The following is a 13,673-nucleotide window of genomic DNA, read 5'->3' on the forward strand; positions in this document are numbered from 1 at the left end:
TTCAACCAACGCCCATCGTCACAAACAAATCGTCCCGGCGAGGCCGGGACGATCGAGATCAGGAAGTCGGAAGAAGCCTTACTCGCTCGGCGCGAGGTCGTCGCCGGACGCCGCCGGAGCAGCTTCGCGCTCGGGGCGGGGGCCATGCGGCCGGCGCCGCCGGCGCGGATAGCGCTCGCCGCCACCGCCGCCCTCGAAGCCGCCCTGACCGCCGTTCACTTGCGGCTGCGCGCCGGTGATGAAAGACGGCAGGCGGTCGACACCGCCGGCATCGGCGATGACCGGCTGCGGCTGGTTCGCGGGTTGCGGCTGCGGTTGATATTGCGGCTGCGAACGATGCTCGCGTTCGCGGTGCTCACGCGGCTGCTGGTTGTCACGCTGGTAGGGCTGCTGGTTGTCTCGCGGCTGGTGATCACGCTGGTGGTGATCGCGCTGGCCATCGCGGTCGCGCATGAAGGGCTGCTGCTGGGGCTGCGGGACGAAACCCGGCTCCTGGCCGAAGGCCGAGAAATTCTCGCCGTCGTCCTCGCCGTCGTCGCTGCTGCTGATGGGCTCATCGCCGCGCGGTTGCTGGTTCTGGCGGAACTGCTCCTGGGCCGCCGCGATCAGGCGGAAATAATGCTCGGCGTGCTGGTAGTAGTTCTCGGCTGCAACGGGGTCGCCGGAGGAGCGCGCATCACGCGCAAGCTGGAGATACTTTTCGGCGATGTGCGAAGCGGTGCCGCGAATCTTGACGTCGGGTCCGTTGGACTCGTACACCCGGGTCATCGGGTTCTGGCCGCGCCGGTTGTTGTTATTGTTGTTGCGGTTGCGCATCCGCTGCTTGTTTTGACCGTTTCTCATGTCCTGCCTTTAATTCCAGCCCTAAAGGTTGCACGCATTGCTGATTGCCAGCATTACTGATTGCCAGGAGTGACCTGGTGACAGCGGCTCACACCTCTCGCGCGCACCGCGCGCAAGAGCGGATCGAACCCTGCCGATGTTCGTCGACCGTCGCGTTCAACAAAGACGCGTTCCCCACCCGCCAGCATTCATTGCCAGCGAACCCATTCATTTCGCCTGCCGAAACAAGCCCAGCTTTCTTGCGTAAGTCTTCAAGCGCAATATCTGGCTTTCGTTCACGTTGCGGTCGGAGAGCAGCGCAGCTCACTGGCCATCGCGCTCAACAGGACCTGCGGCTTGGAACCTTTAAATCAGTAAAGCTCTCGCCCGAGAGCCCGGCTTTCGCCCGTAGGTCTACGGGGCCGGCACCGATGTGTTGAACGGAACGTAGTCGTTCCCAGGCGATATTCCAAGAGGTTTTTGCAGCCCAATCCGGCTTTTATGGGGGCATTTTTCGGGCCGAAACCGCCCTTGGAATGCCTGCCAGGTCGGCCTTGGGTGGCCTGTCGAACGATAACGCGGCGCCCCTCATCAAGGTTTCAATATTTGGGGCCTGGCCCTGTCCGGCCTCGACGATTAGCGCGCCGCCGGGGGCGAGGCGCTCGGCCGCCTGCGGGATCAGGGCGCGATAGGCGTCATATCCGTCATTGCCGCCGTCGAGCGCCAGATGCGGATCGTGCTCGCGCACCTCGATGCTCAATTTCGGAATCTCGCCCGAAGGAATATAGGGCGGGTTCGAGACGATGAGGTCGAACGGGCCGCGGAGTGCCGCCGCATAGGAGCAGGCGACGAAGGCGGCGCGGTCGGCAAGGCCGAGCGCCGCGGCATTGTTCCTGGCCGTTCTGAGCGCGTTCAGGCTGAGATCGGTGCCGACGCCGAAAGCATTCGGAATTTCGTGCAACAGCGCGAGCAGGATCGCGCCGGATCCGGTGCCAATGTCGGCGATACGCGGCGGGTGAGACGCCTGCCGCTCGCGAAAAAGCTCAAGCGCACGCTCGACCACGGTCTCGGTATCGTGCCGCGGAACCAGGGTTGCTTCGGACAGGCGGAAAGGCAGGCCCCAGAATTCGCGTGTCCCGAGAATGCGCGCCACGGGCTCGCCGGCGATGCGGCGCTGTGCATGCTGGGCCAGCCGCGACGCTTCGGTCGCGGTCAGATGACGGGCCGCCTGCGTGACCAGGCCTGTGAGGTCGAGGCCGAGCGCCGCACTGATCAGGATGCGGGCGTCGAGCTCGGCTTCGTCGAGCCGTGCCGATTTCAGTTGCGCAGCGAGCATACGCCGTGCGCGCTCGATGGATTGTCCGGCGAAAGGGTTGCTCACGCCTCAGGCCGCCGCACCTTGCGCAGCGAGCTGTGCGGCCTGGTGCTCTGTCGTCAGTGCGTCGATCAATTCGCCCAGCGCTTCACCCGCGATCACCTGCGGCAGCTTGTAGAGCGTCAGGTTGATGCGGTGATCGGTCACGCGCCCTTGCGGGAAATTATAGGTGCGGATGCGCTCGGAGCGGTCGCCGGAGCCGACCTTCTCCTTGCGCTCGGCCGAGCGTGCGGCGTCGACGCGCTGGCGCTCGGCGTCGTAGATGCGCGAGCGCAGGATGTTCATGGCCGAGGCGCGGTTCTTGTGTTGCGAGCGGCTGTCCTGCATCATCACCACGATGCCGGTCGGGATGTGGGTGATGCGGATCGCCGATTCGGTCTTGTTGACGTGCTGGCCGCCGGCGCCTTGCGCGCGCATGGTCTCGATGCGCAGATCCTCGTTCTTGATGTCGACGTCGACGTCCTCGACCTCCGGCAGCACGGCCACCGTCGCTGCCGAGGTGTGGATGCGCCCCTGCGTCTCGGTATCGGGCACGCGCTGCACCCGGTGCGCGCCGGACTCGAATTTCAGCTTCGAGAATGCGCCGCGGCCCTGCACCTCCGCGATGATTTCCTTGTAGCCGCCGACGGTGCCTTCGCTGGCCGAGATCACCTCGACCTTCCAGCCCTGCAAGGCAGCGAAGCGCTCGTACATCCGGAACAGGTCGCCTGCGAACAGCGAGGCCTCGTCGCCGCCGGTGCCGGCGCGGATTTCCAGCACCACGTTGCGGTCGTCCATGGCGTCCTTGGGGAGCAGCGCGACGCGGATCTTCTGGACCAGTTCCTCGATTCTGGGCGTCAGCTCGTCGCGCTCGGCTTCGGCCATGCTCCGCATCTCGGCATCGGTGGCGGGATCGGCGATCAGCGCCTCGGTATCGGCGAGCTCCTTGACGGCGGAACGATAGGCTTTCACCGCCTCGATCAGCGGCGTGATCTCGGCGAGCTCGCGCGTGATCTGCACATAGCGCTCGGAGGCGAGCTGTCCGAGCGATTCGGCTTCGAGCGAAGCGTGATGCGCGAGCAGGACGTCCAGTTTGGCTTCGGGAAGTGACGACATCGGTTCAATCTCAAAAGGCGGAAGGGGAGGCGAGGCGGCAGGGAGCAGCGACAGGTCCGCTACAACGCCAGGCCCTCGGTCTCCGCAAATTCCGTCAGCTTCTGCCGGATCGAGACGCTGCCCGCCGGCGCATCCAGCAGAGGGTTGAGCATGGCTTCGGCCTTCTTGGCGTCGAGGTCGAGCACCATCGCCTTGACCGGGCCGAGTGCGGTCGCCGAAAGCGACAGCGAGCGGTAGCCAAGCGCGATCAGCGCCAGCGCGCCGATCGGCTTCGACGCCATCTCGCCGCAGAGCGACAGCGACTTCTGCGCTGCGTGTGCCTTGCGTGCGATGTCGCGCAGCGCGCGCAGGATCGGCGCCGACATGGTGTCGAAGCGCTCGGAGACCTTGGCATTGCCGCGGTCGACCGCGAACAGGAACTGGAACAGATCGTTGGAGCCGACCGAGATGAAATCGACCTTCTTCAGAAGCTCGTCGAGCTGGTAGAGCAGGGCCGGCACCTCGACCATGGTGCCGATGTCGATCCTTTCAGGCAGCGTGTGACCGTGCTGGCGCAGATATGTCAGCTCGCGCTCGACCAGCGCCTTCGCCGAGTCGAATTCGGCGACCTCCGAGATCATCGGGAACATGATGCGCAGCGCGCGGCCGCCGCCGGCGCGCAGCAGCGCCCGGATCTGGCCGCGCAACAGGCCGGGACGGTCCAGCCCGAGCCGGATCGCGCGCCAGCCGAGCGCGGGATTCTCCTCGATCACCGCTTCCATATAGGGCAGCGCCTTGTCGCCGCCGATATCGAGGGTGCGGAAGGTGACCGGCTTGCTGCCGGCGGCATCCAGCACGGTGCGATAGAGCGCGAGCTGGTCGCTGGTGCGCGGCAGGCTCTGGCCGACCATGAATTGCAGCTCGGTGCGGAACAGGCCGATGCCGGCGCTGCCGGTGTCGTCGATATGCGGCAGGTCGATGGCCAACCCTGCATTGATCATCAACTCGACCTTCTCGCCGTCCCTGGTGACGCAGGGCCGGTCGCGCAGCGCAAGATATTGCGCCTGCCGGCGGGCGCGGAAGCGCACGCGCTCGGCATAGGCGGCCTCGATCTCCTGCGACGGACGGACATAGATCGAGCCCGACGTGCCGTCGACGATGATGGCATCGCCGGGATCGGCGATGCCGGGTGCGTTCGGGACTTCGCCGACCGCAGGGATTCCGAGCGCGCGCGCCACGATCGAGACGTGGGAATTGGCGGTGCCTTCCTCCAGCACGATGCCGCGCAGGCGCTTGCGGTCGTAATCGAGCAGCGCCGCCGGGCCCATCGCACGGGCGATGACGATGGCGTTATCGGGCAATTGCTCGCGTGAGGGCGCGTGATCCTGGCCGACCAGCTGCCGCATCAGGCGGTAGCCGAGATCCTCGAGATCGTGCAGGCGGTCGCGCAAATAGGGATCGGTCGAGCGCAGCATGCGCGCGCGGGTGTCGGACTGCACGCGCTCGACGGCGGCTTCCGCCGTGAGGCCGGTGGCGACCGCCTCGTGCAGCTTGTGCGACCAGCCCTGGTCGTTGGCGAACATGCGGTAGGCTTCCAGCACGTCGCGATGCTCGCCGCCGTCGGCGACGTCGCCGCGCTCCAGCATGCGGTCGAGATCGGCGCGCAGCTTGGCGAGCGCGCTGTCGAGCCGCTTGATCTCCTTCTGCAGGTCCTCGGCGATGTAGTCCTTGATGACGACGCGCGGCTCGTGCAGCACGACATGGCCGAGCGCGATGCCTTCCGAGAGGATGGCGCCGACCTTCTGCGCGGAATGGCGCGCGGCCGGTTCCAGGCCGGGCTGGGCGAGCGCAGACAATTCGCCGGAGGCGATCAGCTCCGCCAGCACCATGGCGGTGGTTTGCAGCGCCTCGAGCTCCTCCTCGACATAGTTGCGCTTGGCGCGGTTCTGCACCACCAGCACGCCGAGCGTGTTGCCGGCGCGCAGGATCGGCACGCCGAGGAAGGAGTGATAGATTTCTTCGCCGGTCTCGGGGCGGAACGAGAAGGCCGGGTGGCTCTGCGCATCGCTGAGGTTGAGCGGCGTCGCCTCGCTGGCGACGAGGCCGACGAGGCCCTCGTGAGCGCTGAGCACGGTGTGGTGCACCGCCTCGCGGTTGAGACCTTCAGTGGCGTAGAGCTCGAGTGTGTTGTCGACGCGCAGCACGTAGACCGAGCACACCTCGGCCACCATGTTGGCGGCGATCAGCACCACGATCTTGTCCAGCCGCTCCTGGGCCGAGACCTGCTCCGCCATGGTTTCGCGGAGCCGTCTCAACAAGACGCGGGGACCTCCCGACGCGCTCCGCATGAACCGTCAATCTCCTCCGTCTGCCGGGCCCGGCGGTATCGGCCGGCGGCTGGCCCAAGTTTCCAGAAAAACAACCAAATTGTTTGTCCGGCGCAGGCACAAGCCCAAAAATCTACTCGAGATTTGGCGCTTGTACCGAATCAGCGCCGCCTGAACTGGGACACAGTCTGCGGCAGCCCACCCTGTCCGCCGTATAGCGAATTGAGGCTTGTTTTGCCAAGCAAAACGCCTGCCAAACGCGAAGGTGTATACACCTTCGCGTTTGCTGCGACCGCTAAGAGAAAATTAGCCTAAGCCTGATCGAGGCCGTAGAGCGTGTGTAGGGTGCGCACCGCAAGCTCGGTATAGGCGGTATCGATCAAGACCGAGAATTTGATCTCGGAGGTTGTAATGGCCCGGATGTTGATGTTCCGCCCCGCGAGGGCCGAGAATGCCTGGGCGGCGACGCCGGCATGGCTGCGCATGCCGCTGCCGATCACCGAGATCTTGGCGACATCGGTGGCGGTATCGAGCCGTGCATAGCCGATCTTGGCCTTGGCCGCGGTAATCGTCTCCTTGGCGCGGGTGTAATCGGCCGCCGGCACCGTGAAGGTGAGGTCGGTGGTCTTGCCGTCCTCGGACACATTCTGCACGATCATGTCGACGTTGATGTTGGCATCCGCCAGCGGGCCGAAGATCGAGGCCGCAACGCCAGGCTTGTCCTCGATGTGGCGCACCGAGATCTGGGCCTCGTCCTTCGAAAAGGCGATGCCGGTGACGACGTGGCTTTCCATGATCTCCTCCTCGCTGCAGATCAGCGTGCCGGGCGGCTGGTTGGCATGCGGGTCGATATCCTCGGGCTTGTCGAAGCTCGAGCGGACGAAGATCGGCATGTTGTGGACCATGCCGAGTTCCACGGAGCGGACCTGGAGCACTTTGGCGCCCTGCGAGGCCAGTTCCAGCATGTCTTCGAACGCGATCTTGTCGAGCCTCTTGGCCTTCGGCACGATTCGCGGGTCGGTGGTGTAGACACCGTCGACGTCGGTGTAGATGTCGCAACGATCCGCCTTGACGGCGGCCGCGATCGCAACGGCCGAGGTATCGGAGCCGCCACGGCCGAGCGTGCTGATGCGACCCGTCTCGGGGTTGATGCCCTGGAAGCCGGCAATGACCGCGACCTCCTTGCGCTCCCTGAAGCGCTTGATGATCTCGCTGCCGTCGATATCCTCGATCCGGGCCGAGGCATGGGCGTCGCTGGTCTTGATCGGGATTTGCCAGCCCTGCCAGGAGCGGGCCTGGATGCCCATGCCCTGGAGCACGATGGCAAGGAGGCCGGACGTCACCTGTTCGCCCGAGGCGACCACGGCGTCGTATTCGCGCGCATCGTGCATCGGCGAGGCCTCGGTGCACCAGGCCACCAGCTCGTTGGTCTTGCCGGCCATCGCCGAGACGACCACGGCCACTTCATGGCCGGCATCGACCTCACGCTTCACATGGCGTGCGACGTTGCGGATACGTTCGACGTTGGCGACGGACGTGCCGCCGAATTTCATCACGAGGCGGCTCATGACGACGCGTGCATTCCTTCATAAGGATCAGTATGGTGACCCGCACTGGACGTGCCTCGCGGACACCGACCGCGCGTATACAGAGCGGCGGGGCCGGGGGCAAGCGGGTTCCTGCGGGGGCAGGGTGCGGGGTAGTGGGTTAACCGAGGTCATGGCGCGCTATATCGACGAGATCCTGCAACCGGGCGAGCGGGTGCTGTATTCGACCAATGCGCACTGGATCTTCTACTTTCCGGCCATCGTGGCCTGGATCGTGGCGCTGGTTTTGCTCATCCTGTCGCGGCAGGCCACCGCCGACGGGCTGGTTTTGCTTTGCCTCGTTGCCTCAGGTCTCGTGGCTCTGGCGGCCCTGTACTGGACCATCAAGGGCTGGTTCCATCGCTTCACTACCGAGACCGACGTCACCAACCTCAGGGTCGTGCACAAGACCGGTTTCATCAAGCGCCGAACCTTCGAGATGGCGCTCGACAAGGTCGAAAGCGTCGACGTCGACCAGACCATTCTTGGACGTATTCTCAACTACGGCGACGTGACGATTCGCGGCGTCGGCGAGGGAATCGAGACGATCAAGACCATCGCCTCGCCGCTCGCCTTCCGTAGTTCGATCACCACGCGGTAGGACCGCGCGCAACCATGAGCATGCAGCAAAATACTTCCCTCTCTGCCCAGCCGGGCTCGACCGTCGACGCCGCCGAGATCGCGAAATTCTCAAAACTCTCGGCGGAGTGGTGGGACCCCAAGGGCAAGATGGCGCCGCTGCACCGGATCAACCCGCTGCGGCTCGGCTATATTCGCGACGCCGCCTGCCGCAAGTTCGAGCGCAACGTCCGCAGCCTCAATTGCCTCGGGTCCTTGCGCGTGCTCGACATCGGCTGCGGCGCCGGCCTGCTCTGCGAACCGCTGTCGCGCCTGGGGGCTCAGGTCATCGGCATTGACCCCTCGGCGAGCAACATTGCGGCGGCGAAGCTGCACGCCGACAAGAGCCATCTGGCGATCGACTATCGCTGCACCACGGTGGAGGAGATCGATCCGCGCGAGCGCTTCGACATCGTGCTGGCGATGGAGGTGATCGAGCACGTCACCGACGTCGGCATCTTCCTGAAGCGCTGCGCCTCGATGCTGAAGCCGAACGGCCTCATGGTGGTCTCGACGCTGAACCGCAACTGGAAGAGCTTCGCCCTCGCCATCGTCGGCGCAGAATACGTGCTGCGCTGGCTGCCGCGCGGCACCCACGAATGGAACAAGTTCGTCACCCCGGACGAGCTGACCAAATATCTGCTCGACAACCGCCTCGTCATCACCGAGCAGACCGGCGTCGTCTACTCACCGTTCGCCGATAAATGGTCTCTCTCGTCGGACATGGACGTGAACTACATGGTGGTGGCGGAAGGGATGGTGTGAGGCTGTAGGCTGGCACGAGCATCGCTCCTATGACGTGGGCGTGATTGACCTGCTTGAGCGCAGGCGGCAGGTTGACCGCCATCTTCCTCGCTTCCGCCAAGCCATGCTCACCATCGCCAGCCTCTGGATTCCCTTCACCATCATCGCTGCGCTCGGGCAGGTCGCGCGCAATGCGATGCAGCGGTCGTTGACGAAGCCGCTGGGGACCTGGGGCGCGACCAATATCCGCTTCCTGTTCGGTTTCCCGTTCTCGCTGCTGTTTCTCGCGGTGGTGCTGGTCGCAACCGGCGATCATCTCGGCATGCCGCCGCCGGTGTTCTGGCCATGGCTCTTGCTTGGGGCACTCAGCCAGATCGTCGCCACCGGGCTGATGCTGCTCGCGATGAACGACCGCTCTTTTGTGGTGACGACGGCCTACCTCAAGACCGAGGCAATCCAGACCGCGATCTTCGGCTTCGTCTTCCTCGGCGATCATCTGACCTGGTTGAAGGTGCTGGCGATCGTGATCGCGACCGTTGGTGTCGTCATCACCGCGCTGCGGCCCGGAGGCGAGAAGAGCTTTGCGGAGTTGAAGCCGACCATCACCGGCCTCGTCGCGGCCGCAGCCTTCGCGCTCTCCGCGGTCGGTTTTCGCGGCGCCATCATCACCGTGCCGAACGTGTCGTTCGTGACGGCCTCGTCGTTCACGCTGGTGCTCGGCCTGTTCGTGCAGACGCTCGTGCTGACGATCTATCTGCTCTGGCGCGCGCCAGACGTGTTGCGGGGAATCCTCGGACTGTGGCGGCCGTCGATGCTCGCCGGTTTCATGGGCGCCTTCGCCTCGCAATTCTGGTTCCTGGCGTTCGCACTGACGGCGGCCGCCAACGTCCGCACGCTCGCCCTGATCGAGGTGCTGTTCGCGCAAGGCGTGGCCTACTATTCGTTCAAGCAGCCGATCGCGCCGCGCGAGCTTGCAGGCATCGCGCTGATCGTGGTCGGCGTGGCAGTGCTGGTGGGAGCTTAATTCCGGTCTTCCGGCAGCGTCGGCAGCGGCGAGACCTCGATGCCTTCATCGATCAGCGACTTCGCCTCTTCCGGCGAGGCCTCGCCGTAGATCGGCCGGTGCTCCTTGTCGCCGTAGTGCATGGCGCGAGCTTCGTTTGCAAATCGGTCGCCGACATTGTCGGCGTTCTTGACGATGTGATCGCGCAGTTCCTTGAGCTTGGCGCGCAGCTCGCGCTCCTGCGCCATCAGCAGCGAGGTCGGTCCCGACGGCGTAGCCTCGGGCGTGGTCGCGGCCGCGGCTTCCGACGGCGGCGTCGCGCGCCCGCGGCCCGTCTTGCCGACGATGCGCGGCGCCATGATCGCCTTGTCGACCTTGGCTGAGCCGCAGATCGGGCAGGTCACGAGCTTCCGCTTCACCTGCGAATCATAGGCCGACGAGCTCTGGAACCAGCTCTCGAAGTCGTGGCCGCGGTCGCAGCGAAGCGCGTAACGGATCATGCCGAGCCCCGCACGAGGTGCAAATGGTCAGGCCCCGCCTTGGGATCGGAGACGCCGAAGCGGCGGCCGTGCTGGAGTGATGGAATGGCGCGGCGCGCCGTCTCGACCTTGGCCGGGTCGATCTTGGCCATGATGATGCCGGGCTCGACGTCGCCCTCGGCGAGGATCTCGCCCCAGGGATCGATGACCAGCGAGTGGCCATAGGTCTCGCGCTTGCTCTCGTGCAGCCCGGCCTGCGCCGCGGCGAAGATGAAGCAGCCGGTCTCGATCGCACGCGCGCGCAGCAGCACGTGCCAATGCGCCTCGCCGGTCTTGCGGGTGAAGGCCGACGGCACCGTGATGAAATACGCGCCGCTCTCGGCGAGCGCACGGTAGAGTGCCGGGAAGCGCAGATCGTAACAGATCGTCAGCCCGATACGGCCCCAGGGCAGATCCGAGATCACGGCGGTCTCGCCCGGCTGGTAATTGGCGGATTCGCGATAGCTCTCGCCGTCTGGCAGCTCGATATCGAACATGTGGATCTTGTCGTAGCTCGCGAGCACGTTGCCCTCGGGCCCGATCAGGAACGAGCGGTTGACCGCCTTCTCCGGCGTGAAGCGCAGCGCCAGCGAGCCGACATGGAGGTGGATCTTCAACTCCGCCGCGAGCGCCCGGTAGGCCTTCAGCGAAGTGTCGTCCTCTTCGCTCTGCAGGTGCTCGAACAATGCCTTGCGGTTCAGCTGCATCATGTTGCTGACTTCGGGCGTCTGCACGTAATCGGCGCCATTGGCCGCAGCCTGCCGGATCAGCCTCGTTGCCTGTTCGAGGCTCGGCCCGGGCATCAGGCCGGTGCGCATTTGCACCATGGCGGCGGTGAAGGTGCGATTCTCGCTCATGTGGTGGCCTTGACGCTCTCGAGCAGGCCGTCGAGCTTGCCTTCGCGATCGAGCGCATAGAGGTCGTCACAGCCGCCGACATGAGTGCCGCCGATCCAGATCTGCGGGAAAGTCGAACCTTGGCCGGCGCGGCCGTACATTTCCTGGCGCCAGGACGGGTTCCTGGCGACGTCGAACTCGGTGAAGCTCGCCTTCTTGCGGGTCAGCAGCGACTTGGCGGCGGAACAATAGCCGCAGCCCGGCCTCGTATAGATCTCGACAGCAGCAGTCATCTCGTCAGGCGCTTTCATGTCATGAATTCATTGAATTATATGGGACTTCGCCTAACCTCCACAACCCGGGCAAACACCAGCACGTCGACCTGGGCTGCCTTGGCGCGGAGCAGGGCGCGCGCGCAGGCATCCAGTGTCGCCCCCGACGTCAGGACATCGTCGACCAGGACAATGCGGCGGCCCTGGATCTCGGCTTGACGGTCGGCAGATACCTGGAATGCGCCTTGCACATTGGTGGCGCGCTGAGCCCGCGACAGGCCGATCTGCTGCTCGGTCGCACGCACCCGCCGCAGCACATCGCCCCGCACCTTGACCCCGCTCTGCCGTTCGATGATGCGCGCCAGCGCTCCGGACTGGTTATAGCGGCGGCGCCAGGCGCGCCGCCAATGCAGGGGCACCGGCACCAGCATATCGGCGCCCGTCAGCAGCTCGCCGCCGGCGCGCGCCATCCAGCGGCCCATGGCCGGCGCCAGATCGGTGCGGTCCTGATATTTCAGCGCATGCACCAGCGTGCGCGCGACGTCGTCATAGCGCACCGCCGCGCGGGCGCGCTGGTAGGCTGGAGGGCTCGCGATCGCCTCCATCGACAGCATGTCTGGGCCGGGGTCATAGACGAAGGGGATGCCGAGCCGCGGACAATAGGGCCGCTCGATGAACGACAGCCGCGCCCAGCACGAAGCGCAAACGCCCTCGCCGTCCACCGGCTCCCGGCAGGACACGCACAGCGTCGGCAGCGCGATGTCGAGCACGAGCCGTGCTGCGCGAGACAGGGCGATGCGGCCGGCCGTCCACGCGGCGCGCAGCGGTGCGGCGATAGAACGGGCTGGGGCGGCGTCAGCTTCCATGAGGGGGAGGCTAGCGGTCCGCGACAATCCGCTCAAGCAACGCTCTCGTGCCCCGGACGCAGCGCAGCGCTTCTTCAGCGCTGCGCTGCTGAGCCGGGGCCCAGACAGCCGCATGCGCAGATGCGTAGGTCCCGGCTCTGCGCGGCAGCGCAAGAGCACTGCAGCGCGTCCGGGACACGAGAGCGTTGCCAGAACCGTGGAGATCGGCGTAACCAGCGGCATGGCTCAGACCCCGCAAATCCCGCCTGCCTTGTTCGATCGTGCCTTGCTGCACGCACGGCAGCGGCGTGCGCAGGCGCAAGGTGCCGTGAGCTTCCTGCTCGATCGGGTCGCCGAGGACATGTCAGACCGGTTGGCCGCAGTGATGCGCGAGTTTCACGCCCCAGTCGATCTTTGGACGCCCGGCGAAGGTCTCGCGGCCCTGCGTGCGCGGCTTCCAGCGATGGCGCGGATTGCGATCGATGCGGCCGGCGCGGAAAAACTGCCCTTCGCGCCGGAGAGCCTCGATCTCGTCGTCTCGGCGCTGGCGCTGCAATTCGTCAACGACTTGCCGGGCGTGTTCGCGCAAATCCGGCATGCGCTGAAGCCGGACGGCCTGTTGCTGGCCGCGATGATCGGCGGCGACAGCCTGACCGAGCTGCGGCAGGCGTTTGCCGCGGCGGAAGCCGAATGCGAGGGCGGTGTGTCGCCACGCGTCGCGCCGTTCGCGGACCTCCGCGACATCGGCGCACTGCTGCAGCGGGCGGGTTTTGCGCTGCCGGTGACCGACGTCGACCGCGTCGTGGTGCGCTATGGCAATGCGTTCGCGCTGATGCAGGACCTCCGCCGCATGGGCGCGGCCAACGTGCTGACCGAGCGGCGGCGCACGCCGAGCCGGCGCGCGACGCTGCTGCGGATGGCCGAAATCTACGCCGAGCGCTTCGCCGATGCCGACGGGCGCATCCGTGCGACGTTCGACATCATCTGGCTGTCCGGCTGGGCCCCGCATGCGAGTCAGCAGCAGCCGCTGAAGCCAGGGTCGGCCAAGGCGAGCCTGGCGGAGGCGGTGAAGAAGGCGGGGAAGGAGTGACGCGTGTCCTGGACGCGCTGCAGCGTTCTTACGCTGCTGCGCAGAGCCGGGACCCAGTTTCGCAGCCCTGGGCCCCGGCTCGGCAGCGCTTCCCGCTGCGTCCGGGGCACAGCAGGCCTCACATCAGCAAATCAATCAAATGCGGGATCAGCGGAATGTCCGCGGGCGGCATCGGATAGTCGCGCAGCTTGTTGGCGCGGACCCAGGCGAGGTTCTGGCCCTCGCGCGGCGTGACCAAGCCTTCCCAGCGCCGGCAGATGTAGAGCGGCATCAGGAGATGAAAGGTCTCGTAACCATAGCTGGCGAAGGTCAGCGGCGCGAGGCACGGCTCGGCGACGGTGATGCCGAGCTCTTCATGCAGCTCGCGGATCAGGCTCTGCTCCGGCCGCTCGCCGGGCTCTAACTTGCCGCCGGGAAATTCCCACAGGCCGGCGAGCGCCTTGCCCGCGGGGCGCTGCGCGATCAGGACGCGCTTGTCGGCGTCGACCAGCGCGCAGGCCACCACCAGTGTCAGTTTGAGATCGGCCATGCGTGTCTGTCGCTCGCTGAAGATCGTCCGCAAC

General features: G+C 65.9%; 14 protein-coding genes. 4 read left to right on the top strand and 10 right to left on the bottom strand.

Features of this window, described 5'->3' with window-relative positions:
• Window positions 1-78 precede the first annotated feature (78 nt).
• The 5 genes from P6U29_RS03350 to P6U29_RS03370 form a co-directional block, all read right to left on the bottom strand.
• Window positions 79-843, bottom strand: coding sequence for a DUF4167 domain-containing protein (locus P6U29_RS03350; protein ID WP_407116306.1), 765 nt, complete (start codon window positions 841-843; stop codon window positions 79-81).
• Between the two features lie 478 nt (window positions 844-1,321).
• The gene (gene prmC, locus P6U29_RS03355; RefSeq protein WP_407116307.1) at window positions 1,322-2,158 is read right to left on the bottom strand and encodes a peptide chain release factor N(5)-glutamine methyltransferase; all 837 of its coding nucleotides are present in this window, start codon (window positions 2,156-2,158) and stop codon (window positions 1,322-1,324) included.
• A 48-nt stretch (window positions 2,159-2,206) separates the two neighbouring features.
• Window positions 2,207-3,292 carry a peptide chain release factor 1 gene (gene prfA, locus P6U29_RS03360; protein WP_407116308.1) on the bottom strand — a complete coding sequence of 362 codons (1,086 nt, stop codon included), beginning with the start codon at window positions 3,290-3,292 and terminating at the stop codon, window positions 2,207-2,209.
• Window positions 3,293-3,351: 59 nt separating this feature from the next.
• The gene (ptsP, locus tag P6U29_RS03365; RefSeq protein ID WP_407116309.1) at window positions 3,352-5,619 is read right to left on the bottom strand and encodes a phosphoenolpyruvate--protein phosphotransferase; all 2,268 of its coding nucleotides are present in this window, start codon (window positions 5,617-5,619) and stop codon (window positions 3,352-3,354) included.
• A gap of 290 nt (window positions 5,620-5,909) precedes the next feature.
• A complete protein-coding gene (locus tag P6U29_RS03370) occupies window positions 5,910-7,166 on the bottom strand; it encodes an aspartate kinase (RefSeq protein ID WP_407116310.1) in 1,257 nt (418 codons plus the stop codon).
• A gap of 151 nt (window positions 7,167-7,317) precedes the next feature.
• Between P6U29_RS03370 and P6U29_RS03375 the strand changes: the two genes are divergently transcribed.
• From P6U29_RS03375 to P6U29_RS03385, 3 genes are all read left to right on the top strand, one after another.
• Window positions 7,318-7,785 (top strand): PH domain-containing protein, encoded by a 468-nt coding sequence (locus P6U29_RS03375; protein ID WP_407119588.1) that lies wholly within the window; start codon window positions 7,318-7,320, stop codon window positions 7,783-7,785.
• A 14-nt stretch (window positions 7,786-7,799) separates the two neighbouring features.
• A complete protein-coding gene (ubiG, locus tag P6U29_RS03380; RefSeq protein ID WP_407116311.1) occupies window positions 7,800-8,567 on the top strand; it encodes a bifunctional 2-polyprenyl-6-hydroxyphenol methylase/3-demethylubiquinol 3-O-methyltransferase UbiG in 768 nt (255 codons plus the stop codon).
• 103 nt (window positions 8,568-8,670) lie between these two features.
• Entirely contained in the window at window positions 8,671-9,570 is a 900-nt protein-coding gene (locus tag P6U29_RS03385; protein ID WP_407119589.1) for an EamA family transporter, read from the top strand.
• Here the strand turns inward: P6U29_RS03385 and P6U29_RS03390 are convergent.
• The 4 genes from P6U29_RS03390 to P6U29_RS03405 are packed head-to-tail and all read right to left on the bottom strand — an operon-like array spanning window position 9,567 to window position 12,041.
• A complete protein-coding gene (locus P6U29_RS03390; protein WP_407116312.1) occupies window positions 9,567-10,049 on the bottom strand; it encodes a DUF1178 family protein in 483 nt (160 codons plus the stop codon). The genes P6U29_RS03385 and P6U29_RS03390 overlap by 4 nt on opposite strands.
• A complete protein-coding gene (locus P6U29_RS03395; protein ID WP_407116313.1) occupies window positions 10,046-10,924 on the bottom strand; it encodes a carbon-nitrogen hydrolase family protein in 879 nt (292 codons plus the stop codon). Before P6U29_RS03395 ends, P6U29_RS03390 begins: the two co-directional genes overlap by 4 nt.
• A complete protein-coding gene (grxC, locus tag P6U29_RS03400; protein ID WP_407119590.1) occupies window positions 10,921-11,196 on the bottom strand; it encodes a glutaredoxin 3 in 276 nt (91 codons plus the stop codon). The genes P6U29_RS03395 and grxC overlap by 4 nt, the downstream gene beginning before the upstream one ends.
• 35 nt (window positions 11,197-11,231) lie before the next feature.
• A complete protein-coding gene (locus P6U29_RS03405) occupies window positions 11,232-12,041 on the bottom strand; it encodes a ComF family protein (protein WP_407119591.1) in 810 nt (269 codons plus the stop codon).
• 220 nt (window positions 12,042-12,261) lie between these two features.
• Here P6U29_RS03405 and P6U29_RS03410 point away from each other — a divergent pair, with 220 nt between their 5' ends.
• A complete protein-coding gene (locus P6U29_RS03410; protein ID WP_407119592.1) occupies window positions 12,262-13,110 on the top strand; it encodes a methyltransferase domain-containing protein in 849 nt (282 codons plus the stop codon).
• Window positions 13,111-13,228: 118 nt separating this feature from the next.
• Here the strand turns inward: P6U29_RS03410 and P6U29_RS03415 are convergent, their stop codons facing one another.
• Window positions 13,229-13,639 carry a (deoxy)nucleoside triphosphate pyrophosphohydrolase gene (locus P6U29_RS03415; protein WP_407116314.1) on the bottom strand — a complete coding sequence of 137 codons (411 nt, stop codon included), beginning with the start codon at window positions 13,637-13,639 and terminating at the stop codon, window positions 13,229-13,231.
• Window positions 13,640-13,673 lie beyond the last annotated feature (34 nt).

Source organism: Bradyrhizobium sp. LMG 9283 (assembly GCF_045571415.1).
Lineage (GTDB): Bacteria > Pseudomonadota > Alphaproteobacteria > Rhizobiales > Xanthobacteraceae > Bradyrhizobium.

What these genes read in the sequence shown, in the direction of transcription:
- grxC (WP_407119590.1), bottom strand. Translation starts at nt 11,196, where the DNA reads ATGACTGCTGCTGTCGAGATCTATACGAGGCCGGGCTGCGGCTATTGT.
- ptsP (WP_407116309.1), bottom strand. Translation starts at nt 5,619, where the DNA reads ATGCGGAGCGCGTCGGGAGGTCCCCGCGTCTTGTTGAGACGGCTCCGC.
- ubiG (WP_407116311.1), top strand. Translation starts at nt 7,800, where the DNA reads ATGAGCATGCAGCAAAATACTTCCCTCTCTGCCCAGCCGGGCTCGACC.
- P6U29_RS03370 (WP_407116310.1), bottom strand. Translation starts at nt 7,166, where the DNA reads ATGAGCCGCCTCGTGATGAAATTCGGCGGCACGTCCGTCGCCAACGTC.
- P6U29_RS03350 (WP_407116306.1), bottom strand. Translation starts at nt 843, where the DNA reads ATGAGAAACGGTCAAAACAAGCAGCGGATGCGCAACCGCAACAACAAT.
- P6U29_RS03415 (WP_407116314.1), bottom strand. Translation starts at nt 13,639, where the DNA reads ATGGCCGATCTCAAACTGACACTGGTGGTGGCCTGCGCGCTGGTCGAC.
- P6U29_RS03395 (WP_407116313.1), bottom strand. Translation starts at nt 10,924, where the DNA reads ATGAGCGAGAATCGCACCTTCACCGCCGCCATGGTGCAAATGCGCACC.
- P6U29_RS03375 (WP_407119588.1), top strand. Translation starts at nt 7,318, where the DNA reads ATGGCGCGCTATATCGACGAGATCCTGCAACCGGGCGAGCGGGTGCTG.
- P6U29_RS03405 (WP_407119591.1), bottom strand. Translation starts at nt 12,041, where the DNA reads ATGGAAGCTGACGCCGCCCCAGCCCGTTCTATCGCCGCACCGCTGCGC.
- P6U29_RS03385 (WP_407119589.1), top strand. Translation starts at nt 8,671, where the DNA reads ATGCTCACCATCGCCAGCCTCTGGATTCCCTTCACCATCATCGCTGCG.
- P6U29_RS03410 (WP_407119592.1), top strand. Translation starts at nt 12,262, where the DNA reads ATGGCTCAGACCCCGCAAATCCCGCCTGCCTTGTTCGATCGTGCCTTG.
- P6U29_RS03390 (WP_407116312.1), bottom strand. Translation starts at nt 10,049, where the DNA reads ATGATCCGTTACGCGCTTCGCTGCGACCGCGGCCACGACTTCGAGAGC.
- prfA (WP_407116308.1), bottom strand. Translation starts at nt 3,292, where the DNA reads ATGTCGTCACTTCCCGAAGCCAAACTGGACGTCCTGCTCGCGCATCAC.
- prmC (WP_407116307.1), bottom strand. Translation starts at nt 2,158, where the DNA reads ATGCTCGCTGCGCAACTGAAATCGGCACGGCTCGACGAAGCCGAGCTC.